At 71.7% G+C, this 25,516-nt stretch carries 18 protein-coding genes and 1 pseudogene; 11 read left to right on the top strand and 8 right to left on the bottom strand.

The window, feature by feature from the left end:
• Window positions 1-23: 23 nt before the first annotated feature.
• Both KDL01_RS08975 and KDL01_RS08970 read left to right on the top strand, forming a co-directional pair.
• Window positions 24-1,130 carry an ATP-binding cassette domain-containing protein gene (locus KDL01_RS08975; RefSeq protein ID WP_212527916.1) on the top strand — a complete coding sequence of 369 codons (1,107 nt, stop codon included), beginning with the start codon at window positions 24-26 and terminating at the stop codon, window positions 1,128-1,130.
• Window positions 1,127-1,909, top strand: coding sequence for an ABC transporter permease (locus KDL01_RS08970; RefSeq protein WP_212527915.1), 783 nt, complete (start codon window positions 1,127-1,129; stop codon window positions 1,907-1,909). Before KDL01_RS08975 ends, KDL01_RS08970 begins: the two co-directional genes overlap by 4 nt.
• Here KDL01_RS08970 and KDL01_RS08965 read toward each other — a convergent pair.
• Window positions 1,887-5,384 carry an AfsR/SARP family transcriptional regulator gene (locus KDL01_RS08965; protein ID WP_212527914.1) on the bottom strand — a complete coding sequence of 1,166 codons (3,498 nt, stop codon included), beginning with the start codon at window positions 5,382-5,384 and terminating at the stop codon, window positions 1,887-1,889. The genes KDL01_RS08970 and KDL01_RS08965 overlap by 23 nt on opposite strands.
• A 175-nt stretch (window positions 5,385-5,559) precedes the next feature.
• Between KDL01_RS08965 and KDL01_RS08960 the strand changes: the two genes are divergently transcribed.
• On the top strand, window positions 5,560-6,204 hold the full coding sequence (locus KDL01_RS08960; RefSeq protein WP_212527913.1) for a hypothetical protein: 645 nt from the start codon (window positions 5,560-5,562) through the stop codon (window positions 6,202-6,204).
• Window positions 6,205-6,241: 37 nt separating this feature from the next.
• Here KDL01_RS08960 and KDL01_RS08955 read toward each other — a convergent pair whose 3' ends face one another.
• Together KDL01_RS08955 and KDL01_RS08950 are read right to left on the bottom strand one after the other, a co-directional pair.
• A complete protein-coding gene (locus tag KDL01_RS08955; RefSeq protein ID WP_212527912.1) occupies window positions 6,242-6,976 on the bottom strand; it encodes a uracil-DNA glycosylase in 735 nt (244 codons plus the stop codon).
• Window positions 6,977-7,072: 96 nt separating this feature from the next.
• Complete coding sequence (locus KDL01_RS08950) at window positions 7,073-7,426, bottom strand: DUF3040 domain-containing protein (protein ID WP_212527911.1); 354 nt, start codon at window positions 7,424-7,426, stop codon at window positions 7,073-7,075.
• A gap of 367 nt (window positions 7,427-7,793) precedes the next feature.
• Here KDL01_RS08950 and KDL01_RS08945 point away from each other — a divergent pair, with 367 nt between their 5' ends.
• Entirely contained in the window at window positions 7,794-8,303 is a 510-nt protein-coding gene (locus tag KDL01_RS08945) for a hemerythrin domain-containing protein (protein WP_212527910.1), read from the top strand.
• Between the two features lie 42 nt (window positions 8,304-8,345).
• On the opposite strand, the gene KDL01_RS08940 is transcribed toward KDL01_RS08945, so the two are convergent.
• The gene (locus KDL01_RS08940; RefSeq protein WP_212527909.1) at window positions 8,346-9,371 is read right to left on the bottom strand and encodes an alpha/beta hydrolase; all 1,026 of its coding nucleotides are present in this window, start codon (window positions 9,369-9,371) and stop codon (window positions 8,346-8,348) included.
• A 97-nt stretch (window positions 9,372-9,468) separates the two neighbouring features.
• Window positions 9,469-10,752 (bottom strand): PP2C family protein-serine/threonine phosphatase, encoded by a 1,284-nt coding sequence (locus KDL01_RS08935; RefSeq protein WP_212527908.1) that lies wholly within the window; start codon window positions 10,750-10,752, stop codon window positions 9,469-9,471.
• 94 nt (window positions 10,753-10,846) lie between these two features.
• On the opposite strand from KDL01_RS08935, the gene KDL01_RS08930 reads away from it, so the two are divergent.
• Window positions 10,847-11,881: an NAD-dependent epimerase/dehydratase family protein gene (locus KDL01_RS08930; RefSeq protein ID WP_212527907.1), complete on the top strand. Its 1,035-nt coding sequence runs from the start codon at window positions 10,847-10,849 to the stop codon at window positions 11,879-11,881.
• Here the strand turns inward: KDL01_RS08930 and KDL01_RS08925 are convergent.
• Window positions 11,854-12,816: a GlxA family transcriptional regulator gene (locus tag KDL01_RS08925; protein ID WP_212527906.1), complete on the bottom strand. Its 963-nt coding sequence runs from the start codon at window positions 12,814-12,816 to the stop codon at window positions 11,854-11,856. The two genes, KDL01_RS08930 and KDL01_RS08925, sit on opposite strands and share 28 nt — an antisense overlap.
• 52 nt (window positions 12,817-12,868) lie before the next feature.
• On the opposite strand from KDL01_RS08925, the gene KDL01_RS43170 reads away from it, so the two are divergent.
• Both KDL01_RS43170 and KDL01_RS44450 read left to right on the top strand, forming a co-directional pair.
• The gene (locus KDL01_RS43170) at window positions 12,869-13,747 is read left to right on the top strand and encodes an APC family permease (RefSeq protein WP_212527905.1); all 879 of its coding nucleotides are present in this window, start codon (window positions 12,869-12,871) and stop codon (window positions 13,745-13,747) included.
• Complete coding sequence (locus tag KDL01_RS44450) at window positions 13,708-14,148, top strand: amino acid permease (protein ID WP_212527904.1); 441 nt, start codon at window positions 13,708-13,710, stop codon at window positions 14,146-14,148. The genes KDL01_RS43170 and KDL01_RS44450 overlap by 40 nt, the downstream gene beginning before the upstream one ends.
• A 2-nt stretch (window positions 14,149-14,150) precedes the next feature.
• Here the strand turns inward: KDL01_RS44450 and KDL01_RS08910 are convergent, their stop codons facing one another.
• Window positions 14,151-15,368 (bottom strand): MFS transporter, encoded by a 1,218-nt coding sequence (locus KDL01_RS08910; protein WP_212527903.1) that lies wholly within the window; start codon window positions 15,366-15,368, stop codon window positions 14,151-14,153.
• Between the two features lie 88 nt (window positions 15,369-15,456).
• On the opposite strand from KDL01_RS08910, the gene KDL01_RS08905 reads away from it, so the two are divergent.
• The 4 genes and pseudogenes from KDL01_RS08905 to KDL01_RS08890 form a co-directional block, all read left to right on the top strand.
• Window positions 15,457-16,218, top strand: a complete 762-nt coding sequence (locus tag KDL01_RS08905) for a DeoR/GlpR family DNA-binding transcription regulator (RefSeq protein ID WP_212527902.1) — start codon at window positions 15,457-15,459, stop codon at window positions 16,216-16,218.
• A gap of 18 nt (window positions 16,219-16,236) precedes the next feature.
• Entirely contained in the window at window positions 16,237-17,487 is a 1,251-nt protein-coding gene (locus KDL01_RS08900) for an MFS transporter (RefSeq protein ID WP_212527901.1), read from the top strand.
• Between the two features lie 354 nt (window positions 17,488-17,841).
• On the top strand, window positions 17,842-22,029 hold the full coding sequence (locus KDL01_RS08895) for a choice-of-anchor D domain-containing protein (RefSeq protein ID WP_212527900.1): 4,188 nt from the start codon (window positions 17,842-17,844) through the stop codon (window positions 22,027-22,029).
• 388 nt (window positions 22,030-22,417) lie between these two features.
• Window positions 22,418-23,749, top strand: a pseudogene (locus tag KDL01_RS08890) (MFS transporter); the annotation flags it as partial.
• A 172-nt stretch (window positions 23,750-23,921) separates the two neighbouring features.
• On the opposite strand, the gene chrA reads toward KDL01_RS08890, so the two are convergent.
• Window positions 23,922-25,148 carry a chromate efflux transporter gene (gene chrA, locus KDL01_RS08885; protein WP_246576169.1) on the bottom strand — a complete coding sequence of 409 codons (1,227 nt, stop codon included), beginning with the start codon at window positions 25,146-25,148 and terminating at the stop codon, window positions 23,922-23,924.
• Window positions 25,149-25,516 lie beyond the last annotated feature (368 nt).

Genomic DNA, 25,516 nt, shown 5'->3' with positions numbered 1-25,516 from the left:
GGCCGCGGTATCGAAGGAGAGTCATGAATCCCGCTGCGCCCAGCCCGGCGATCACGGCGTCCGGGCTGCGTAAGTCCTTCGGCGAGAAGGTCGTGCTCGACGGCGTGGACCTGAGCGTCGCCGAGGGCACGGTCTTCTGCCTGCTCGGCCCGAACGGGGCCGGCAAGACCACGGCCGTGCAGATCCTCTCCACCCTGCTGCCCGCCGACGGCGGGCAGGTGCGGGTGGCGGGCCACGACCTGGTCCGCGAGCCGGACGCGGTACGCGCCGCGATCGGCGTCACCGGCCAGTTCTCCGCGGTGGACGGGCTGCTCACCGGCCGGGAGAACCTGCTGCTGATGGCCTCGCTGCACCATCTGCGCGGCGCCGAGGGGCGCCGGCGCGCGCAGGATCTGCTGCGGCGTTTCGACCTGGTGGAGGCGGCCGACAAGCGGGCCTCGACCTACTCCGGCGGCATGCGGCGCCGGCTCGACCTGGCGATGACGCTGGTCGGCGAGCCGCGGCTGATCTTCCTGGACGAGCCGACCACGGGCCTTGACCCGCGCAGCCGGCGCACCATGTGGCAGATCGTCAGGGAGTTGGTGCGCAGCGGCGTCACCATATTCCTGACCACCCAGTACCTCGACGAGGCCGACGAGCTCGCCGACCAGATCGCCGTGCTCGACCAGGGCCGGATCGTGGCCACCGGCACCTCGGCCGAGCTCAAGCGGCGCGTCCCGGGCGGACACATCCGGCTGCAGTTCACCGAGGAGGCCCCGCTCGCGGCGGCCGAGCAGCTGCTCGAGGAGGCCTCCCGCGGCGAGGGCCTTGCGCTCAACGTGCCCGGCGAGACGAACGTGCGCGCGCTGCGGGCACTGCTCACCCGGCTCGAGCAGGCCTCGATCGAGGTCGAGGGCCTAGCCCTGCACACCCCGGACCTCGACGACGTCTTCTTCGCCCTCACCGGGCACGCGGCCGCCGAGAGCCCCGCCACCGAAGACGACGGCGCGAGCACGAACGAGCCCGCGTCCGCGTCCGCCGACAAGCCCGCGACCACGGCCGCCTCCGCCCGTGACGCCGCGTCCTCGCACGTGCCCCCGCAGCAGCCGTCCACCCCGAACGCCTCCGCGCCGAAGGAGCCCACCCGATGAGTACCCTGACGTTCGCCGCCCGCGACTCGGCCACGATGCTGCGTCGCAGTCTGCTGCACACCGTGCGCTATCCCGTGACGATCATCGTGTCCCTCGCGGTACCGGCGCTGCTCCTGCTGCTGTTCGTCGGGGTCTTCGGCGGCGCGCTGGGCACCGGCGCCACGCCCTCGGGCGGTAAGTACATCGACTACGTCGTGCCCGGCATCCTGCTGATGAGCGTCGGCTACGGAGCCTCGTCCACCGCGCAGGCGGTGAACCGGGACATGACCGAGGGCATCATCGCCCGGTTCCGCACCATGGCGATCTCGCGCAGCTCCGTGCTGACCGGGCACGTCGCCGGAGCCCTGATACGCACGCTGCTGAGCGCCGTCCTGCTCGTGGGCGTCGCGCTGGCGATGGGCTTCCGGTCCAGCGCCGGAGTGACCGAGTGGCTCGCGGCGGCCGGCCTGGTCGCGCTGCTCAGCCTCGCGCTGAGCTGGCTCGCGGTCGCGGTGGGCCTGGCCGCCGGGACGATCGAGGGCACCGCCAGCTTCAGTCTGGTGGTGCAGCTGCTGCCCTTCGTCAGCAGCGCCTTCGTGCCGACCGGAACGATGTCGGGCTCGGTGCGGTGGTTCGCGCACAACGAGCCCTTCACCTCGATCATCGACACCCTGCGCGGGCTGCTGACGGGTTCCGCGATCGGGCACAGCGGCATCGTGGCCGCCGCCTGGTGCGTCGGGCTGTCCCTGATCGGCTACGTCTGGGCCGGGATGCAGTTCAAGCGAGGGGCGTCTCGGTGAACTGATCCCGTGCCAGCACGCTGGCCGAGGCGGCGGAGCGCAACTCGTCCGCGTCGAGGCCGGCGTACGCCGAGACCGCAGCGGTGTACGCCGACCGGTCCGCCTCCTCGGCGAGGCGCAGGGCCTGGGCGGGGCGCAGCGTCGGTTGGAAGGCCCGCTTGAACGGGAAGCGTTCGGCCAGCGCGATCATCCGGGCGCCCGAGCGGGTGGCGCGCGCGTCGCCGGTGCGGCGGCCGCGGTCCACGTCGAGCAGGGCCACGGCCAACAGCAGCGTCCCGAACAGAGGGGATTCGTCATAGGACAGCGGCGAACTGACTTTGTCCGTGATCATTCGGGAGGCGTTGCGCGGCAGCAGTCCGGCGAGCTGCCCGATCAGGGCGAGCCGGCCGTGCTGGGCGTGGGCGATCACGGTGATCGCCTCCACCTCGAGCGCCCAGGTCTGCTCGTGGAACAGGGTGTCGTGCTCGTCTCGGTGCCGGCCGTCGCGCAGGGCGTCGGCGGCCTGGCGCCACAGCCGGAGCCCGGAGTCCACCTCGTCCCGGGCCAGCGCGATCTCCGCGCGGGCCGCGACGTCGAACATCGGCAGCCCGACGATCTCCGCGCCGTCCTCGCGCAGGATCCGGTTCAGCCACTGCTCCGCCTCGTCCACGGCGCCGCGCTGCAGGTTCGCCAGCACCATCGCGCAGCGCACCCGGGCCGCGCTCGAGCCCTTCTCGAACGCGTTGAAGCCCGGCAAACCCTCCAGGGCCGCGAGCGTCGCGGCGAAGTGCTCGTGCGCCTCGTCCCCACGGCCGAGTTCGAGACACAGGTCGCCGATCCGACTGTGTGTCACGATCCTGAACCACGGCAGCTGCTGGTCCTGGCCGTCGAAGGCCGTGAGCGTACGCCGGGCCGCCTTGAGCGCGCTCTCCAGATCGTTGACGCCCTGCCAGACGAAGGTGGCCACGGTGTTGGCCATGCCGGCCAGCAGGGGCTCGGCGCTCTCGCACAACAGCTGCAGCGTCGTGATCTGCTCGGCGCGGGCCTCGACCAGGGCGGTGAGCACGAGGGCGGTCGCCCGCGCCGGGGTGTCCGGCGGGGCCGCCGGCAGCCGCCGCAGTGCGACCAGGGCACGTGCCGCGGCCGGTTGCCGCAGGATCAAGGCACTGACGGCGGCCAGCACCGTCGCGGTCCGGGCCACCTCGACGAACTCCGGATCAGGGCGCAGCCGGGCCAGCGCGGCGGCGCACTGTCCGGTCAGCGCTGCCATACGGGCGAAGTCGGCCTCGAACATCCACAGCGCGCCGAGCACGGCGCAGACGGCCGCGACGCAGGTACCGTCCTCGCGGTCGAGCCCGAGGCGCAGCGCCAGCAGGAGATTCTCCTGCTCGTCCCTGGCCCGCGCCGCCGAGGTGACCAGGTCCTGCCCGAGTATCGACTCGTGGTGGGCCCGGCCGAACTCCCGCGCCCAGTCGAGGAAGCGCTCGGTCACCCGCTCGCCCTCGTCCGCCTCGTGCCGCCGGGCCGCGCTGAACTCGCGCACGGTCTCCAGCATCCGGAAGCGCGTGCCCGACCCGGCCGCGTCGCCCGGCTGGAGCAGGGACTGGTCCACCAGCTGCTCCACCAGCAGCAGCGCCTCCGCCTCGTCCACCTCGAGCAGGTGTTGCGCGGTGTCGATCGTGAAACCGCCGGGGAAGATCGACAGAGCCCGCATCGCGGCCCGGGTGTCCGGAGTCAGCAGGTTCCAGCTCCAGTCGATCACCGCGTGCAGCGTGCGATGCCGCTGCGGCGTGTCGCGGGCGGCACCGCGCAGCAGGGCGAACCGGTCTTCCAGGCGCCGGGCGATCTCAGCCACCGACATCACCCGGACCCGAGCCGCCGCGAGCTCCACCGCGAGCGGCAGGCCGTCCAGCCGGCTGCACAGCTGCCGCACCGAGTCCGGCGGGCAGTCAAGCCCGGGCCGCGCCGCCTGCGCCCGCTGCCGGAACAGCTCGACGCTGGTGGCCAGGCTCAGTTCCGGCAGCAGGTACACGGACTCCGAGGACAGGCCGAGCGGCGCCCGACTCGTCGTCAGCACCCGCAGTTCCCCGCTCCCGGCCACCAGCGCACGCACCAGCGAGACCGCACCGGCCAGCACGTGCTCGCAGTTGTCCAGTACCAGCAGAGCCGGCCCAGGTCCCAGGGCCTTGACGATGCCCGAGACCGCGTCGGTCGGCGCCCCGCGACGCCCGCCCGGCGCGGGCCCCCGGTCCGGGACCCCGAGCGCGGACGCGACCTCGCCGACCACGTCGGCGTCGGCGGTGGCGCCGGCGAGCGCGACCAGGAACACGACCCGCTGCTGCGCACCCCCGGCCACGGCGTGCGCCAGCCGCGTCTTGCCCAGACCGCCCGGTCCGATGATCGATACGACGCGGAAGGCGCCGAGCAACTCCCGCACCGCCGCGATGGACTCCTCCCGCCCGAGCAACGCGTTCGGCTCATGCTCGACGCCGCGCCGCACGACCGGCGCACCCCGCTCCAGCAGCCGCCGGTGCACCTGCTGCAGCTCCAACCCCGGGTCGCTCCCCAGCTCCTCCCGCAAGCCGCGCCGATACGCGTCATACCGAGTCAGCGCCGCCGAGGGTCCGAGCGTCTCCGCCTCGCACAGCAGCAGTTGCGCCAACACCTCCTCATCCTGCGGCTGCTCCCTGATCAGACCGCCGAGCACCTCGACCGCCTCGGGCCGCCGCTCCAGCCGACTCAGCGCCAACGCCCGTGCCCGCACCAACCCCCGATACGTCCCCGCCCGCGCCGCCCGCAGCTCAGCCAACGGATCGTCACCAACCCCGTCGAACACGCCGATTCCGCCGAATCCGCCAAGCCCACCGGCCGCGCCGGCTCCGCCCATGCCGCCAGCTCCGCCCATGCCGCCGGATCCGCCCAGCTCACTGGATCCGCCCGGCCCGCTGGATCCGCCCAGTCCACTGGCTCCGCCCAGCCCACCAGGTCCGCCCAACCCACTGGGTCCGCCCAACCCTTTGGATCCGCCCGGCCCACTGGATCCGCCCATGCGGCCGGCTCCGCCCAGCCCACTGGATCCGTCGCCCCCCTCGCCACTCCCCGGCGCCACCTCCCACAGCGTCAGACCGGCCTCAGCCTGCGCGAGCGCCCCCGCATGATCACCGTCCTGCGCGCACCGGGCACCCGCCGCCGCACACGCCAGCACCGCCGCGGCGTCCACCTGCTCATCCCGCAGTGCGAGTCGGTAGCCTCCGGACGGCGTGCTGACGATCGCCTCCGCCCCCAACACCGCCCGCGCCCGCGACACCAGCACCTGCAACGCCCGGCTAGGATGCTCCGGACGCTCCTGCGGCCACAGCCCCTCGATCAGCCGGTTCGTGCCACAACCCCCGTGCAGGTCCTGCGCCAGCAACGCGAGCAGCCCGACCAGCCGGGCGCCGGCGATCTCTCGCCCCCGAAACGCCACCCGCGGCAACAAGACCAACTCGACACCCATGTCCAGCAGGCTACTTGACCACGTCGCGCCCACGCCGGGGCGCGAGCTCCGCGCACTTCCGTCGAGGGCGCCCCGGCACAAACACCCGCGGCCGTCCCGCCCCGCCCTCGCGCAGCCGACCGCGAGTCCGACCGCTCCATCGCTCGCGCAGTGAAGCAGTACACTCACATCCACCATGCAGTCCGCCCTCGACCTCACCGCTCAGACCGAGGCGTTCCTCGACTGCCTGCGTGTGCGGCGCGATCCGGCAGCCGACGCCCGGGCGCTACCGGACCTGCTCGGCACACTCAGTTGGACCAACGACGACAACGGGCACGCCCTCGAACTGGTCCGCGAGCGCTGGCTGCGCGAAGGCGACCTCGACCGCACCGAGTTGGCGTTCGCGATGGACGACGTCTTCCCCGGCCGCACCCGCGCGGAGATCCTGATGAACCTGACGGCGGCGACGCGGCGCTTCCCCCAGTTCGACGAAAAGGCACGCGTGATCCTCGAGCACTGGGACGCGAGAGCCCGGCCGGCCGCGGATCAGGTTCTGGATCAGGTTCAGGAGTCTGACGCGGCATTCCGAGAACTCGCCTGGGACCCGCTGCCCCCGATGTCCGTCGTTGAGGCGATGGAGTTCATCGTCGACCATCCTGCGCCGAACGCTCCGCCGACGTATCTCGCGGAGATCGTCGACGAGCTGCTCCCGTGCCTGACCGCGCAGGCTCAGGCGGAGATCCACGTGGTCTGCGACGACTGGGCCGCCGGTGCGGACGCCTGGCGTGCCGCCATCGTCGAGGCGCTCCTGCGCATCCGGCTCGATCGACAAAATGCTTAATCGGCTGACCGGCTGATCCGCCGCGTGAGCCGCCGTTTCAGCGCAGGCCCGCCGCGTGTGCCGCTTGCGCCAACACGTCGCGGAGCATCTCGGGCGTCAGGGTGCGTGTCGCGATGTTGCGGTGGCTCGGGTGGTAGCAGCCGATGAGGCGTACGCGCTGCCCGTCGGCCTGGTGCTCGAGTTCGACTTCGGCGCCGTGGCCGAACCCCGGCCGGGGCCGGGGGACGATCCAACCCGAGTCGGCGAGGATCGGCAGTAGTGCCTGCCACGCGTAGGCGCCGAAGGCCAGGAAGACACGCGTGGTCGGCCGCAGCAGGGTCAGCTCGCGCATCAGCCAAGGACGGCACGCGTCGCGTTCGGCGATGGTCGGCTTGTTGTCGGGCGGCGCGCAGTGCACGGGCATGGTGATGCGCACACCCACCAACTCGGTCCCATCGTCGCGGTCCGTCGAGGTGGGGCGAGTGGCCAGGCCCACGTCATAGAGGGCGGGGAAGAGTACATCGCCGGAGGGATCGCCGGTGAACGCGCGCCCGGTCCGGTTGCCGCCGTGCGCGGCCGGCGCCAGCCCGACGATGACCAGCGGAGCGTTCGCCGGGCCGAAGCCGGGGACCGGTCGGGACCAGTAGTCGCAGTCGGCGAACGCGCGTCGCCTGACCCGGCCTACCTCTTCCCGCCATTCCACCAGTCGTGGACACGCCCGGCAGCCGATCAACGCGGCGTCGAGCTGCTCGACGCTGTCTGCCGCGGCGGCGGCCGCGTCCTGTCCGGTCATACCGTCCACCGTAACGCCGCGACGCACCGCGACGCCCTCACGCTGCAGGGCCCCGTCGCATGACGGAGCCGGGTCGCATCACCGAGCCGGGCCGCATCACGAGCCTAAGCGTCCGCCGCTGCTGTTCCGCCCGTCGCCGATCCGTGAACGATTGGTGCGTCGCCGGAGCCGGCCCGCCACGAGCGCGGCGGTCCATACGCTCACGTTCGCCAGGATCACGGCGACGCCCAGGAAGGCGACGTCCGCGCTGCGCACCGCGAAGGCCGTGGCCAGCAGGACCGCGCCGATGGTGAGCCAGCTCAGCACGACGCGTCGACGCGGGCGCGCGTAGATGGGCCCCTGCGCCGAGGCGGCGGCCGCGTCGTCGTCCATCCGACGCGCCAGCTCCGGGTCACTGGCCCGCAGCTCGGCCTCGATCTGCGCCAGCGTGTGTTGGTCGCGCGGAGACAACATCCCAGCCTGCCCGGGTGCTTACCGCGGGCCCAGGCACGCGGCGGCCCGGTCCGGCCGGTCGGAGTACTCGGCGGCGGGATGGGTGCGGGGATCCGTCGGCTCGTTCACGGCCCATTCCTCCTTATCCGACACCTCTCGATGAACTAGTACCCGATATGCCGAAGTAACCGATTTCCATCCTCGTGAAACTTCTGGTGCGCCGACCGGCTTCGTGCGCCCCCGCATGTTCAAACCATGTTCAAACGCTGTGGTGAACGCGCTGGTGCGGGCGAGCGGCCGTGCATGATGCCGGGAGTCGCGGGTACCGGAACTGCCCAGGCCGGGGCGGGCGGCCGCGGTGAATCAGGCGACGAAGGAGGCCACCATGCCCGAGAGAGCCGACGCGGTCACGGAACTGACCCGCGAACACGCCGGGATCGAACGGCTGGTGCAGCGGATCGCGGCGCTCGACCCCGGGCCGGAGCGGACCATGCTCGTCCACGACGCGACAGCCCGATTCCTGAGCCATGCCGAGGCCGAGGAACGCTATCTGCTGCCCGCGTTCCGCCGGTATCTGCCGGGCGGTGGGCAGGAGGCGGTCGACCAGGAACGCCGGGTCCACGCCCTGCGCGACGCCGTGGAGAGTCTGCAGCGCGCCGCCGCGCAGGAGCAGCACGGCGAGGTCGAGCAGCAGAACGAGTACGACGCCGACCACGCCGTGCTCGTCGGCCGATTCGTCCTCGACGCCCAGCGCCACATCGAACGACAGGACGCCGTCCTCCTGCCGGCACTACGCGACGCGTGCCCACGCGAGGAGGTCGACCACCTCGGTCGGCAGCTGCGCTACGCCTTGGGCGAGGAGCGCGGCGACGGGCACGGCGAGGCAGCGGGCTGACCTCCAGCCACGAGCTTCAGCCACGACCTCCAGTCACGACCTTCAGTCACGACCTTCAGCCACGAGAGCGCGCTCACGGGCGAACTGCCCGGCTCGGCGCATCGCTCTGCGGGCGGCCGGCAGCCAGGGGTGCATGGCCTGGAACACGTGGATCTGCCCCGGCCAGGTCTCCAATGTGCAGTCGAATCCAGCGCTGGTCAGCTTCCGGCTGAATTCGCGGGCCCCGGGCGCGAGGGATTCGAGCCCGCCCACCTGAATGAGGTACGGAGCGACGCGCGCTGCAGTGGAGTCAGGGGGCGAGCCGTCCGAACGCCCGGGACAGAGCTCTGCCAAAGGCCCCGCCGCCGCGTCGGCGTACAGTCGCCCGAGCCGCTTGGCCGCGTTCGGACTGACGAAGGGGTCGCGGCAGCGGTGGTCGGCATCTGACAGCGCGGCACATCCCAGTTCCAGCCAGGGTGAGAACAGCACGACTCCCGCGGGCGCGGGCAACCCGGCCTCGCACCGTTGCGCGACCAGCAGCGTCGCCAGATACGCGCCCGCCGAGTCGCCGGCCACGACGATTCTGTCCGCGGGGATGCCCGTCGCTTCGAGGAACCGGAAGGCGGCCTGGGCGTCTTCGAGCGCGGCCGGGGACGGGTGTTCGGGTGCGAGCCGATAGCTCGGGGCGAGCACGCGCAGGTCCGACTCCGCCGCCAGCGCCCCGGTGAGCGTGCGATGCGTCCGCGCGGATCCGAAGGCGAACGCCCCGCCGTGCAGATACAGCACCGCCGCGCCCTCCACCGGTTGTCGCGGGATGGTCCACTCCGCCGACAGGCCGTCGTTCCCGTCGACGCCGGTGATCAGTTCCGGCCGACGGGTCAGGCTCGGTTGCAGCGGTGCGCCCGGCACGAGGCGGGTCCCGGCCTCCAGCGCGAGGCGCAGCAGCCGGACGTCGACGCGTCCGCCGAGCACGTCGACCGTGGGCCGCCAGGTCCAGCGCAGCAGTTCCGCCAGGGCGAACGCCTGCCCGGCCTCGGCGGCGCGTCGCAGCGGCCGAAGCGGCACGGCGGGAAAGACGACGGCGGCCATCGCGCGGCATCCCTTCGCTCGCTCGGCCCCAGCGGGCCGGATGCTCCGAGTTGCCGCGAATTCATCGCATAAACCGTCGATCACCAACAGCAGAGCGTCAGCGCAGACGCACGGCCAGCAGCGCCACGTCGTCACCCGCGTCCGGCTCGAGCGCATCGAGCACGTGGTCGCACAGCACGTCGGGGGAGTCCTCGGACAGGCCCGCCGCGTGTCGGCGCAGCCGGGCCAAGCCGTGGTCGAGCGTCTCACCGCGGCGTTCGATCAGCCCGTCGCTGTAGAGCAGGAGTGCCGCACCGGACGCGATCGGCTCGGTGGCGCTGGAGCGGGGGAGGGCGGGGTCGATACCGAGCATCGGGCCGTGGCCGTCCTCGAGGAACCGCGCTCGGCCGTCGGCTTCGATCAGCAGTGGCGGCGGGTGGCCGGCCGAGGTGTAGTCCAGCGCCCAGTCGCCACCCCCGGGGCTCGCCGAATCTTCATGCAGCACGGCGTACACGCAGCTGGCGTACGTGTCCGGGTTGAGCGTGTCGGCCGCGGTGTCGAGCCGCCGCAGGATCGAGTCCGGCGGCTCCTGCCGGTCACAGGCGATGCCGCGCAGCATGTTGCGCACCTGGCTCATGGCGACGGCCGCGTGCAGGTCGTGCCCGACGACGTCGCCGATGATCAGCGCGGTCGGCCCGTTCGGCAGGCGGAACGCGTCGTACCAGTCACCGCCGACCTGCGCCGCGGTGCTCGAGGGCAGGTAGCGTACGGCCATGGCCAGCGACGGCACGTGGGGGAGCTCCGGCAGCAGGGAACGCTGCATGCGCTCGGCGATGTTCTCGGCGTCGGCGTAGAGCCGGGCGTTCTCGAGCGCGAGGCCGACCCGGTGGGCGAGCCCGCGCAGGATGGCGCGCTCGGCGTTCGCCAGCGGGCGGCTCCGGCCGGACCTGGCCAGGCAGATCACGCCCAGCACCTGCCGCCGCGCGTCGATCGGCGCGACGATGGCGCTGGTGGCGTCGCGTCGGGCCAGGTCGTCGGCGAACGCGGCGTCCCAGGCGTTCGCCCGCGGCAGGTTCCGGATGTCGTCGGCGTCGAAGAGCACCGTCCCGCCGCCGTGCAGCGCCTCCGCGAGCGGGCCGGAGGCCTCCTGTGCGGGCAGCGGCCACCGCGAGTCGGGTGCGCCGGTCTCGCTGGCGCAGATCCGCTCGATGCCGCTCGTTGCGCCGCCGTCGCGCACCAGGTCGACCGCGCACCAGTCGCCGAGGCGTTGCGCGAGCAGCCGGCAGACGCGCTCGACCCCCTCGCGGGCGTCGAGGGTGGCGGCCAGCGCTTCGCTCAGGTCCGCCACCAGCGACAACCGCGCGAGCGCGCGCTCGAGCACGGCGTCGGCCTGACTGTTCATCCGCGCCCAGTACCCGGTACGACGCGATCTACCCGCCCGGGCCGCCCCCTAGGATGGCGGCGCACGATGCGTCGGATCGAACGGAGACGTAGCTATGGACGGGAAGTTCGCCTTCGACGGCGGGCGGAGCCTGGTGACGGGGGCGTCAGGGTTCGTCGGTTCCCGGCTGGTGGCCCGCCTGGCGGCGGCGGGAGTGCCGGTCACGGTGCTGCTGGCCGACTGGGAGCCGGACAGTGAACTGATTCGCTCCGGCGTGATCGACCGGGTCGAGGTGTGCAGGGGCCGGCTCGAGGACTTCGCACTGATCGAGCGGACGGTCCGGCTCGGCGGGTTCGAGACGGTCTACCACCTCGCCGCCGTCGCGCAGCAGGACGCCGCGTTCGCCGACCCGCTGCGGGCGTTCGAGGCCAACATCCGCGGCACCTACCACGTACTCGAGGCCTGTCGCCGTGCGGCCGGATCGGTCAAGCGGGTCCTGGTCGCGTCCAGCGACAAGGCCTACGGCGGTGACGCCCGACTGCCGTACGACGAGTCGATGGCCATGAACGGGCTGAACCCCTACGACGTGTCCAAGTCGTGCGCGGATCTGCTGGCCCGCGCGTACCACGCGAGTTACGGCGTGCCGGTGGCCGTCGGCCGATACGGCAACACCTTCGGGCCGGGGGACCGGAACTTCTCCCGGCTGATACCGGGCACCGTCAGGCGTCTGCTGTCCGGACAGAGCCCCGTGATCAAGCGTCCGGCTGGCCAGGACTTCAGCCGCGACTTCCTGTACATCGAAGACTCGGTGGAGTCGTACTTCGCCATGGCGGCCGGTATCGACCGCGGCGTGGCGGGCGGCGAGGCGTACAACTTCGCGATGGGCGTCTCGTACTCGCCGACGCGGATCGTCGAGCAGCTCCAGCGCCTGATGGGGGCCGAACATCTGGTGCCGCAGGTCATCGAGCCGCCGCACGAGGAGATCCTGCATCAGCAGGTCTCGAACACGAAGGCGCGCGAGCAGCTCGGGTGGACGCCGCGGTGGACGCTCGAGGAGGGGCTCGCCGCGACCGTGGCCTGGTACACCGATCTCCTTGCCGGCCCGGTCCGGTCGGCCTCCGGTCAGCCGGAGCGCCATGCGGCGCGGTAGCCGCTCGGTGCGGTATGGAGGTGTCTGGCGAACGCGGCGCGTAGGCCGGCCGCGGTGGCGAAGCCGGTCAGGCCGGCGATGCTGCCGATGGTCAGGTCGGTGCGCTCGAGGAGCTCCTGGGCGCGGCGCAGGCGCTCGCGGGTGAGCCAGTCGCCGGGCGTGCGGCCGTAGGCCTCGAGGAAGCGGCGGGTGAGTTGACGTTCGCTCAGATGCGCGCGGGTGGCGAGGTCGCGCAGGCGTAGCGGTTCGTCCAGGTGGGCGATCGCCCAGTCGGTGATCTCCCCGAGCGGCCTCGCGCGCGAGGTGGGCAGCGGCGTGGAGACGTACTGGGCCTGGTCGGCCTGACGGTGCGGGGGAGTGACCATCCGCCGGGCCAGGGCGTTGGCGACGGTGGCGCCGTGGTCCCGTCGGACCAGGTCGATACAGAGGTCGATCCCGGCGGCCGTGCCCGCACTGGTGTGAACGCGGTCGTCGTGGGTGCTCAGGACGGTCTCGTCGACCAGCACCTTCGGGAAGCGTCGGCGCAGCTCCTCGGCGTGCATCCAGTGCGTGGTCGCGCGGCGCCCGTCGAGCAGGCCGGCCTGGGCGAGGACGAACGCGCCGGAACAGATCGAGGCGATGCGCGCGCCCCGTGCGTACGCCCGGGCGACCGCGTCGACCAGGTCGGCGGGCTGGGTGTCGTGGACGCTCGTACACGCGGGCACGATCACGGTGTCGGCCTCGACGAGTTCCTCGAGCCCGAACGACGCGGTGGCGGTGAATCCGCCCGCGACCGTGGTGCCCGGCTCCGGGGCGCACAGCCGGAACTCGTACCAGGGGTCGGCGAGCTCCGGCCGGGCGATGCCGAACACTTCGCAGGGCACTGCGAGCTCGAAGATCGGCGTACCGGGCATCACGGCGACGGCGACCCGGTGAGCGTCGGTTTTCTTGCGCATGACGGCCATCATGTCACTCGCGGTGCGCGGCCCGAGGGGCTGGAATGAGACGGTGACGACGAACGCGACGAACACGACCGACACATCGAATCAGGCTCCCGCTTCCGCGGGTCAGCAGATCGGCCTGGCCCAGGGGGTCGCGTTGTACGTGTGCGCGATCCTCGGCGCGGGGGTGCTCGTGTTGCCCGGGCAGGCCGCGTCGGCGGCCGGGCCCGCGTCCTTGATCGCGTGGGGCTTCAGCGCTCTGATGGGAGTGCCGCTCGCGTTCACCTTCGCCGTGCTGGCCTCCCGCTTCCCGGATGCGGGCGGCGTGGCCACGTTCGCCGCGAAGGCCTTCGGCCCCGCCGCCGGGGGAGTGGTGGGCTGGTGGTACTTCATCGCCGGATCCGTCGGGCAGAGCATCGTGCCGCTGACCGCCGGGTACTACGTCGCGGCCGCGCTCGGCGTCGGGCAGCGCTGGGCTCCCGCGATCGCCCTGGTCGTGCTCGCGGCGGCCGTCGCGGCGAACCTCGGCGGACTGCGGCTCGGCGCCCGGGTGCAGATCGGCCTCGCCGCCGGGGTCCTGGCCATCCTCGTCTGCGTCGTCGTGGTCGCGCTGCCGCAGGTCCGGGCCGAGAACCTCACGCCGTTCGCGCCCCACGGCGTGGCGGGGACCGGTCAGGCCGTCGTCGTGCTCTTCTTCGCCTTCGCCGGGTGGGAGGCGATCGCCCATCTGTCGGCCGAGTTCCGCGACGTGCGGCGCACCCTGCCGAGGGCGACGCTTCTCACGATCCTGATCATCAGTGTCCTGTATCTCGCGGTCGCCTTCGCCGTCGTCGGCACCCGTGCCTACGCGGCAGCCCCGCGCTGGACCGGATCTCCCTCGGCGTCGTCATCCAGCACGGCCTCGGCGTGTCCGTCGCCGATGCCGTCGCGGTCGCGGCCGTCGTGATCTGCCTGGGCACGGTGAACGCGTTCGTCGCCTCCGTGTCCCGACTCGGCTACGCCCTCGCCCGCGACGGCTGGGGCCCGCGCCTGCTCGCCCGGCGCACGGCCCGGCAGGTCCCGTACCGCGCGATCCTCGCCGTCGGCCTGATCGGTGCCGGCGGCCTGTGCGGCGCGGCGGTGTTCGGGTGGGGAACCGACCAGATCGTGTTCATCCCCTCCACCCTCGTCCTCGCCACCTACCTGCTCGGCGTCGCGGCCGCCGCCCGGCTCTTCACCGGCCGCCTTCGCCTCCTCGCCGCCGCCACGATCGTCCCGCTGCTCGTCACCGTGCCCTTCGCCGGCTGGCGGCTGCTCCTGCCCGCCGCCATCGCCGCCGTCGTCCTCGCGATTCGCGCGACGAGGTGAGCTCAGGGGCGCTGCGCCAGCGCGGGCTCGGATTCGGGTTCTGACGCGCGCTCGGCGCCGGGACGCAGGATTCCGGCGGTGACGGCGGCGACCACCAGCAGCAGCGCCGGGAGCAGGAAGGTGTGGTTGAGCCCGGTCAGACGGGTCATCCAGCCGATCAGCGCCGGGCCCGCGAGCATCCCGAGGTAGCCGAGACCGGCGACCCGGGAGACGTTGGCGCCGGCCGCGGCGGGATCGGCGTGCCCGGCGGCGCTGAACAGCTGCGGGACGCAGCCGGACAGGCCGAGGCCGAACACCGCCCAGCCCGCCAGGGTCATCCCGAGCCAGGGCGAGAAGGCCACGGCCGTGAGGCCGACGGCGCCGGTGGCCGCGCCGTAGCGCAGGACGGCCGCCGAGCCGAAGCGCCGGGAGACGCGGTCGGCCAGCAGCCGGCCGATGGTCATGCTCGCGGCGTAGGTGCCGTAGGCGAACGCGGCGGTGGCGGCCGGGGCGCCGAGGATGTTCTTCGCCTCCAGGGCGCTCCAGTCGTTGGCGACGCCCTCACACAGCATGCACATCAGGGCCAGGGCGGCGAGGATCCAGATGCGCCGGGCCGAGGTGCGCCGCTTCGCCGTCGGTTCGGCGGATTCGATCGGCGCGGATTCGGCTGCCGAGGCGGTCGGGCCGGTCGTCAGCAGGCTGCGGGCCGGAATCAGGGCAATGACGACGCCGACCGCTCCGGCGGCGCCGAGGGTCGCGGCGGGACTCATCCCCGCACTCGTCGCCCGCGCCCCGACGAGCGCGGCGATGACCCCGCCGACCGAGAAGGTGGCGTGGAACGCGGACATGATCGGGCGGTCGTAGGCCTTCTCCACGTGCACGGCGTGGGCGTTCATGCTCACGTCCAGACAGCCGTTGCCGAAGCCGAACACGAGCAGCGCGCCGGCCAGCGCCCAGGGCTCGCGGGCCAGGCCCGGCAGGACCAGCGCCGCGCCGCACAGCACGCCGGCGGCCGGGACCACGACGCGCGTGCCGAGCCGGTCGGCCAGCCGGCCGGCCACCTGCATGCCGAGGAACGCGCCGAGGCCGAGCAGCACGAGCAGGCTGCCCAGCGTCGCGTGGCTGATGCCCACCCGTTTCTCGACGGTGGGGATCTGCACCAGCCACATGCCCATCAAGGTGCCGTCGAGGACGAAGTAGACGAAGGTCGCCACCCGGGCGGCGCGGAGAGATCGTTCCATGCGACCATCGTAACGAACATGTCTTGTGTTTGAAAAGCCGATGTTCGAACAGCTTGTGTGTTCGTTCTGGATGGTGTTCAATCGCGGTATGAACAACGCAGACCGGCACCGCCTGATCGCCCAGGCCGTGAAGGACTCGGGCAGTGCCACGGTCCCGGACCTCGCCGGGCTGACCGGCGCCTCGGAGATGACCATCCGGCGCGATCTGGACACCCTCGCCGCGCAGGGCGTCCTCGAGCGGTTCCGCGGCGGCGCGCGCACGCTGCTGCTGCGGGGCCAGGAGCCGCCCTTCGCCCTGCGCGCCCACGAGGCGCTCGACGCCAAGCGCCGGATCGCCGCCGAGGTCGCCCGACTCATCGCGGACGGCGAGACCGTCCTGCTCGACAGCGGCACCACGTGTCTGGACGTCGCCCGACTGCTGCACGGCCGTGCGGTCACCGTGATGCCGCTGTCGCTGCAGGCCATTCACACGCTCAGCGACGCCGCGCCCGCGACCACGCTCGTGGTGCCGGGTGGACGGCCCCGCAGCGGTGAGGGCGCCCTGACCGGACCGCTGACCCTCGCCTCCCTCGCGGCGCTGCGCTTCGACACCGCGATCCTCGGCTGCTGCGGTCTGAGCGCCGCCGAGGGCGTGACCGCATACGACCTCGACGACGCGGCGGTGAAGAAGGCGATCATCGCCTCCACCCGCCGCGTCATCGCCGCAGCCGACGGCAGCAAACTCGGCCGCACCGCCCACGCCTACGTCGGGCCGTCAAGTCTCGTGCACACCCTCGTCACCGACACCTCCGCGGCCGCCGAGGAAGTCGCGGCGCTCGAGCAGGCGGGTACCGCCGTCATCACCGCCTAGATCTCAGGGATCTTTTTCATGACATCCGCACTCGCCGCCGCCGCCGAGGATGCGCCCACCACCTCGTCCGCGGTCCGCTCGGTCTGGACCTCGCCGCTCTACCGCGGAGCGACCGTCGCGCTGTTCCTCTCCGGGCTCGGGACCTCCGCCGCCGCGCCGCAGATCACCCTGTTCCTGGTCAACGACCTGCACGTCTCGCTGACCACGGCCGGGCTGTTCTACCTCACGAACATCACCGCCCCGATCGCCGGCTACCTGGTCGGCGCGCGCTCGGACCGCACCGGAAGGCGGCTCGGGCTGTTCCGCTGGTGCGCTCTGGCCGGGAGCCTCGGCTGGATCGCGATGGCCCTGGCCGGCCAGGTGTGGATGCCCTTCGTGATCAGCGCCGTTGTCCTGGCCTTCTCGGGCGCCGCCGGCTCGCAGCTGTTCGCCGCGATCCACGACGACCTGCGCACGCACGCGAGCCCCGTGGCCGACGGGGTCGTCTCGATCGTGCGGATGGCGCTCACGGCCGGGTGGGTCATCGGCCCCGTCCTCGGCTCGATCCTGGCCAGCGCCGCCGGTCCGCGCGTCATGCTCGCGGCCACCGGTGCGTGCGCGCTCGCCCAGATCGTCCCCATGGGCTTCGCTCGCATATCGGTGCCCGAAGCGCCGGTCCAAGTGCAGGCCGAAGCGCAGTCCGAGCGTCGCGGGCAGCGCCCGAGCCTGCGGGAGATGTCGCCGCTGCTCGCGTTCGCAGGCCTGTACGTACTCGTATACGCGGGCGAGCCGATCAAGTACGGCTTCCTGCCGATCTACATGCGCGACGACCTGCGTCTGCCGACGGCGCTCAGCGGCGCGGTCATCGGCATCCAGCCTCTGATAGAGCTGATCCTGATGCCGGTTGCCGTGGTCGTCGCCCGCCGCATCGGCATGATGCCGCTGATGGTCTTCGGCGCGGCGTTCGGCGTCGGCGCGAACCTCTGCTTCGCCCTGACCGGCGACGCCGCCGGAATGTTCGCCGGGCAGATCCTCATGGGCGGGGTATGGGGGGTGTTCGCGGCCCTGGGCATCATCGTCGCCCAACGGCTGCTGCCCCTGGCCGTCGCGACCGCCTCGGCCGTCTTCATGAACTCCTCGGCGATCGCCAGCGCCCTCGGCGGGCTGACCGGCAGCCTGGGTGTCAGTGTTCTCGGCCTGCCGCACGTGTTCTTCGCCCCGGCTCTCTACGGACTGGTCGCCACCGGCGGGATCGCCGTCCTGAGCCGCTCCCGGTTCGCCGTGCGCTGACTCGGAAACCGGCCGTCAGGCTGGAAAATTGCGATCTCTTGACAGGATTCGAAGGCTCCTGTGCAAGCGCTGCGTTCGAGGACCGCACCGCTGAGAAGCCATGATGCCTCCCGCAGCCGATGAAGCTCCCTGATCAGACATGATCGATTACTGATTGCTTGGGCGAACGCAGTCGGGGCGCAACAATTTGCGATGTGTTACGTACATAATTCGAAAGTTCCTTGCGACTCTTGCGGCCGCGCATCCGAGGTCTTACTCTCTGGCACAGCAGCCGAACCCACCTCAATACCCTGACGTGCGCCCGAGCGCCGTCGCGGCGGTCGAGGTTCGCCACGACGTCAACCAGGGAAACCGATGAGACATTCTGGCCCGCCCACGCAGCCACCCTCCTCCCACCGCCGCTCGCGCCGGCTGACCGCCCTGAGCACGGCGGCGGCCACGGCTTTCGCCGGCTTCGTGCTGGCGCTCGCGCCCGCCCCGGCCGCGCTGGCGGCGTCTTCCACCGCCACCGCGTACCAGGCGCCGGGAACGCCCTCGCCGAGCGTGGCCGGCGCGACCACGCCGTTCACCACGTATCAGGCCCCTGAAGGCCAGCTCGGTGGCGGGGCGAGCGTGGTCTCGCTCACCTCGTCGCCGACCTCCGAGTACGACAGCCCGCAGGGCGAGGCGACCGGGCACGCGTACGTGCAGCTGACCGGCAACGGGCAGTCGGTGCAGTGGACGAACGAGACCGGCACGCCGATCGACTTCGTGAACATCCGCGCCTCGATCCCCGACTCGTCGACCGGCGGCGGGATCACCGCGACCCTCGACCTGTACGTGAACGGCACCTTCCGCCAGGCGATCAACATGAACTCGATCCAGACCTGGCAGTACGAGGGCAATGGGAACTACAGCTCGTCGGTGCCCGACCAGAACGCCGCCGACGGCGACCCGCGCGACTTCTGGGACGACTTCAGCGCCTTCGTCACCGGCACCGCGATCGCGCCGGGATCCACGATCTCACTGGTGAAGGACTCGTCGAACTCCGCGTCGTCCTACTGGATCAACTCGATCGACCTGTTCGACGCGCCCGCGCCGCTCGCGCAGCCGGCCAACTCGATCTCGATCACCAGCTGCGGAGCGACCGCCGACAACACCCCGACCAACGGCGCCGCCGCGGCCGGGGCGACGGACAGTACGGCGGACATCCAGAACTGCGTGAGCCAGGCCGAGTCGCAGAACAAGATCCTGTGGATCCCGCAGGGCACCTTCTACGTGATCGGCACGCAGAGCATCCCGGTCACCGGCATCACCATCGAGGGCGCCGGCTACCTCTACAGCGAGCTCTACCGGGATACGCCGCTGCCCAACAGCACGCCCCTCGGCTCGCTGCTGCAGTGCTACTCCTGCCACATCCAGGACTTCCACATCGACACGAACTCGCTCAGCCGCGGTGAGGCGGACGGCGGCGGCGGAGCCGAGGACACCACTGGGACCAACTGGTCGATCGAGAACATGTGGGTCCAGCACGTGGAATCCAGCGTCTGGGCCTCGGGTACCGGCGGGACCGTGGAGGGCAACTTCTTCACCGACATCTTCGCGGACGGCTGCAACATCAACAACGTGGCTCTGACCGGCACGTCCGGCAGCAACATCACGGTCGAGAACAACTTCATCAGAGGCACCGGCGACGACGGGATGGCGATCAACTCGGTCGCCAACAACGGGTCCACGACCTACACCGCGATGACGAACATCACCATGGAGCACAACACCTCGCTCGCGCCGTGGGGCGGCAAGGGCATCGCCGTCTACGGCGGCTCGGGCCACCACGTCGAGGACAACTACATCGCGGACACCTCCCGCTACATCGGCCTCGGCGTCGGGCGGTTCGGCACCAACGGCAGCGACATGACCGGTGCGACCGTCTCGGGCAACGTCGTCGTGCGCTCCGGCGGCAACGCCTACTTCCAGGGCCAGCCGGCGATGCAGATCGGCAACGGCGGTGACGGCCAGAACGTCGGCGTCGTCTCCAACACCGTCGCCACCGACAACATGATCGTCAATCCGGTCTACGACGGGCTCGACTTCTCCACGTCGACCAGCACGACGCTGTCGGACAATCAGATCATCAATCCGTGGCGCGACGGCATCGTGATCTCCCCGCAGTACTACCCGGCGCCCAGCGGAAACGCCGTCCTCACCGGGAACTCGGTCACCGGGCTCGCCTCCGGCATGTCCGCCTTCCTCAACGACTCCAGCGGCTTCACCGCGACGACGAGCGGCAACAGCTGGCAGAACAGCACGGCCGAGGCGCCCCACGGCACCGCCGCCGCGGTGCCCGGCACGGTCCAGGCGGAGAACTACGACAACGGCGGCCAGGGCGTGGCGTACAACGTCAACTCCGTCAACGGCACCGACACCTCGTACCGGACCGACGCCGTCGACCTGGAGACGACCTCCGACACCGGAGGCGGCGACGACCTGGCCTGGACGAGCGCCGGCCAGTGGTTCAAGTACACGCTCAACGTCGCCACCGCCGGGACCTACACTCTGAACATCCGCGCCTCCTCGACGAGCGGCGTATCCGACGCCTTCCATCTCACGGACTCCGCCGGCAACGCCCTGACCGGCGCTGAGACGATCCCGGCCACGGGCGGCGGACAGACCTGGACCACGGTCTCCGACACGGTCACGCTGCCGGCCGGCTCGCAGACCGTCACCCTCGACCCGGACAACCCCGGCTGGAGCCTGCACTACCTGGCGTTCTCCACCGGCGTGTACACCACCCCGAGCGCGCTGAACTTCGGCTCGCTGGCGGTCGGCCAGACCAGCTCCGCGCAGAGCGTGTCGGTGCTCAACCCGACCGCCTCGGCGGCCGCGGTCTCGTCCATCGCCGTCACCGGCCCCTTCGCCGAGACGAACAACTGCGGCTCGTCGATCGCGGCGGGCGGCTCGTGCACGGCCAACGTGACGTTCACCCCGACCGCCGCCGGCGCGCAGAGCGGAACCCTGACGGTCACGGCCGGTGGGGTCACCAGCACGACCACCCTCTCCGGAACCGGCACCGCGCCGGGCTCGGTGCTCAACGCCTCCCCGACCTCACTGACGTTCCCGAGTGAGGTCATCGGCGTGGCCGCGCCCACCCAGACCGTCACGGTCACCAACTCAGGCACCACCTCGGCGACGGTGTCGTCCGTCGCGGTCACCGGCGCCTTCACCGAGTCCAACAACTGCTCCACCGTCGCGGTCAACGGGACCTGCACGGTGACGGTCGGATTCACCCCGACCGCCGCCGGAACCAACTCGGGCACGCTGACGATCACCAGCAACGCCAACAACAGCCCGACCACGGTGTCTCTGTCCGGCACCGGCATCGGCGCGGGCACCAACCTCGCGCCGTCCGGAACGATGACGGCCAGCAGCAACGCATCCGGGTACCCGGCGTCGAACGCGAACGACGGCAATACCAGCACCTACTGGGAGAGCCTGGACGGGTCAGCCTTTCCGCAGACCCTGACCGCGAACCTCGGCCGGTCCTACCCGCTGGGCTCGGTGACGCTGACCCTGCCGCCGGCCACCGCCTGGTCCACGCGCACGGAGACGCTCTCGGTGCTCGGCTCGACCAACGGCACCACGTACACCACGCTGGTCGGTTCCACGGGCCTGACCTTCAACCCGGCGACGGGCAACACGGTCTCGTTCAACCTGCCCACCGGCACGAACGACCAGTACCTGGAGCTGTCGGTCACCGCGAACACCGGCTGGTCCGCGGCGCAGATCAGTGAGTTCGAGATCTTCCCGGCGGTCGGCGGCGGCTCCGGCGGCACGGCCACACTCTCGGCCTCACCGACCTCGCTCTCCTTCGGCAACCAGAACACCGGCACGACCAGCGCCGCGCAGAGCGTGACGATCTCCAACACCGGCACGGTGGCGGCCTCGATCAGCTCGATCTCCACCGCCGCGCCCTACGCCCAGACCAACACCTGCGGCAGCTCGCTCGCAGCCGGCGCCACGTGCACCGCCTCGGTCACCTTCACCCCGACCGCGACCGGCTCGAGCACCGGCAGCCTCACCGTCGCCAGCAACGCCGGCAACAGCACCCTGACGGTAGCGCTCTCCGGCACCGGGACGTCCTCGACCACCGACCTGGCCCTGAACCGCCCGGTCACCGCTTCGAGCTACACCCAGACGTACGTCCCGGCCAACGCCGTAGACGGGAACACCAGCACGTACTGGGAGAGCGTCAACGGCTCCTGGCCCGCCACGTTCTCCGTCGACCTCGGCTCGACCACCACGGTCGGCAGCGTGGTGCTCGACCTGCCCCCGTCCTCGGCCTGGCAGACGCGCACCCAGACCCTGTCCGTCCTCGGCTCCACGAACAACTCGACCTGGACCACGCTCGTGGCCTCCGCCACCTACACCTGGAACCCGTCGACCGGCAACACCGTGACGATCAACCTGCCCGCCGGCACCGCCGAACGCTACGTCGAACTCTCCTTCACCGCGAACAACGTGCAGAACGGCGCGCAGATGTCCGAGATGGAGGTCTTCTCCTGATCAGAAGGCATATATCGCAGGTCTGATTGAAGGTCGCCCCCTGAGCTCACCGGGCCCAGGGGGCGACTTGCGTCTCTCCGACTCTCACGTCCGCCGGGTCCGGCTCGTCTACAGCGTGAGTGACCGCCCGCTCGACTCGCGAGGGGGTCGAGGTCCTCGGAGAGCGAGATCGAAGACTCCGTGCATGCGGACGCTGACGAACAGCACAATCCCGGCGGTATCGCACTACTGACGCTGCTCATCGGGCAGGCCCTGGCCAACGTCGATCTGTCGGTGGCCAACCTGGCCGCACCGTCGGTGAGCAGGGGACTGGGGGTCAGTACCTCCGAGCTCACCTTGATGATGACCGCGTACGCGCTGTGCTCCGCGGTCCTGCTCGCCCCCGGCGGCGCGGCTCGGCGAGCGCCACGGCGTGCGGCGGGTCTACCTGTGGGGGCTCACGCTCTTCAGCCTGGCGTCGCTCACCTGCGGGCTGGCCACCGGGCCCGGAATGCTCATCGCCGGGCGGTGTCTGCAGGGAGCGGCCGCCGCGCTGATGACCTCGCAGGTGCTCATGGGCATCCACCGGTGGTTCGCGGGCCCGCAGAAGGCCAAGGCCCTGGGGTGGAACGCCGTCACCTTGTCCGGCGGCGCCGCGCTCGGCCAGGTGCTCGGAGGCTCGGTGGTCTCGGCTGATGTCATGGGGCTGGGTTGGCGAGCGGTCTTTCTGCTCAACCTGCCGATCTGCGCCCTGGTACTGCTCCTCGGTGTTGCGCTGCTGCCGCGGGAGAACCCCTCGCCCGCGCGAGCGGCCGCCGGGGCCGGGTCCGACACGCGCGGAGCCTTGCTACTCGCCGCGTCGACCCTGGCGGTCATGCTGCCGCTCAGCCTGGAGCGGCCCTGGTGGATCTGGACGCTCACGGTCGCGGCGCTGCCCGTCGGCGCATGCTTCATCGCCGTCGAACGACCTGTCGTCGCGAGCGGCCGCCGACCCGCGTTGGATCTGAGACCGCTGACAGACCCCACGGCCCGGTGGTCCTTGGTGGCCTTCGCCGGAACGACCGCGACCTACATCGCCCTGCTGTTCGTGCTGTCGGTGTACACCCAGGACCAACTGCGGCTGCCCGCCTGGCAGGCGGGATTGGTCCCGCTCGGCTGGGTGCTGGCCTTCGGCCTGGGCGGACCCACGCTCGGCCATTCCCGGCAGGCCGTGGCCCGACGGCTGCCGGTCCTCGGCTGTGCGCTCCTAGCGCTCGCCTACGCACTGGCCCCGCTCGTCCCGACCGGTCGAGGAGTGGCGATGTGGCCACTGATGCTCGTGCTGTGTTTCGGCGGCTACGGCCTGGGAGTGACCCAGACCGCGTTGCTCAACCTGCTCATCACGGCCGTACCCCCACGCTTCGCCGCGACGCTGAGCGCAACGGTCAACACCCTGTCCACGGTCGCGGGCGTCCTGGGCGTCGCCGTCTTCGGTTCGCTCTACCCATGGCTCGCGGCACGCCACTGGGCCGGCCCGTCCGCCGCATGGACCACCGCCTGCGCCGGACTGGCGCTGATCGCCGCCGGCAGCGCGCTCGCCGCCTCCCGCGCCTCGACCAGCGCACTGCCCGCTCGCCCCGTCCCCGCCGGCGCGCCGAGGATTCGCCGAATCCCGAATCCATTTCGCCCGCTCCCAGCATCGTCTACGGTCGCCACCAAAGCGTGGCGCGTGGTCCGAAGGGGCGCGCCGCCGCGGTGGTGAAGACTTACCTTCGGTCGTCAGGGGGGCTGATGATCGCGTCGGTGAGAGAAGTGGGACCTCTGTTCCGCCTCGGGTGTCTGTTCGGACATCTCGAGGCGCAGAGGTCCCATTGCCGTGCCGTGCCGTGCCGTGCCGTGCCGTGCCGTGCCCGTCGCGGCGAGCCGTGGTCTGCTCAGGCCACTGACACTCCGGCCAGGGCGAGCACGGCTCCGCACGCGGCGGACAGCAGCAGTGTGGAGACCCCGCCGCGTCTTGCGGCGATCAGCCACAGTGCCGCGGCGGGCAGGAGTGCGTACTGCCAGCCGTGGGTGAGGGCGAGGGCCAGGGGGATGGCGGAGCCGGCGATCGCGCCGATCACCGCCGGGCCCGCGCCGGTCAGGAAGGCCTGGATTCTGCGGTTGCCGCGCAGGGCGTCGAAGTGGGGCGCGCCGAGGAGGACGAACACGAAGGACGGGCTGAAGGCGACCGCGGTGGCCAGCAGGGCGCCGGCGTATCCGGCGGCGGCGAATCCGACCACGGCCGTGGTCAGCACGACCGGGCCGGGGGTGACCTGCCCGAGCGCGACCGCGTTGAGGAACTGCGCGTTGCTCATCCAGTGGTAGGTGGACACGGCGTCGTGCTGCATCAGCGGGATGATGACGAAGCCGCCGCCGTAGGAGAGCGCACCGACTTTCAACGCCACCCAGGCCAGCGCCGCCAGGCCACCGGTCGCGGCGCCGACCGGTAGCGCCGCCGGCAGCACGGAGCGCGCGGTTCCGGTCAGTGCTCTTCCAGCCAGGCGGGTGCGTACGACGATCTCGAGCAGGCCGCAGGCGATCAGGACCAGCACGAGGAACGGGCCGATCAGCGTCGCGGCGGCGGCGCCGAGTGCGGCGTAGCCGACCCAGCGGGCGCGGGCGCGGCGAGGCCCGCCGGGTGCGTCGGCCTGGATGCGCTTCCAACTGGCCGGGGCCAGACCCCATGCGGCGTGCACCGCGACCGCCGGGACCGCGGCGCCAGCCCCGGCCGCGGCTCCGAGCACGACGAGCGGTGGATGCGCGGACAGGAACAGCGCCGAGAGCCCGAGGATCATCGCCAGGCCCGGGGCGATGAAGCACACCCCGGCCAGCAGCGCCCCGCGGCGCCCGCGCAGCCGCCACCCGCACCAGATCGCCAGCTGTGTCGAAGCCGGGCCCGGCAGCAGGTTGCAGGCGGCGATCGCGTCCTCGAACTCGCTCGCCTCGATCCATCCGCGCCGTTCGACGCACAGACGCCGCAGCAGCGCGATGTGGGTGGGCGGACCGCCGAACCCGGTGACCCCGATCCGGGCCCATTCCCGGGCGATCCGCCGGAACGTCACCGCCGCCCGCGCGCCCGGTGGCCCGGATATGGCAGGGCTCGGTTCGACCGGCTGAGTCATCACGCGGGCCCGCCTCCTCGACACGTGTTATCAACTCACGATATCGGTTCGGTCATCGCGGTCATCGCGGCCTCGGTGGGGCTTCACGTCCCGCGGGCTTCAGGGCGAGCCGGAGCGCCGCAGCCGTGGCAAGGGTGTCGGCTGACCGCATCCGCGACGCACCGATACGCTCAGGACGCGGGCGTCGGGGCCCGTGGCCTTGGGAGGCAGAAGGCGGTGATCGAGGATGGCTGAGGGCGACAGGACCGGCGACGGCAGCGGGACCGGCAGCGGCACCGGCGACGGCGCGCGACCCGATCGCCCGGCTGAGCGAGGCAGGCCGATCGGGCGCCGGGTTATCTTGTCGGTGCTGGCGTTGGGGGCTGTGG

It is taken from the genome of Actinospica durhamensis (assembly GCF_018139695.1).
GTDB classification, from domain to species: Bacteria; Actinomycetota; Actinomycetes; order Streptomycetales; family Catenulisporaceae; genus Actinospica; species Actinospica durhamensis.
This window is presented reverse-complemented; position numbering and strand designations above follow the sequence as displayed.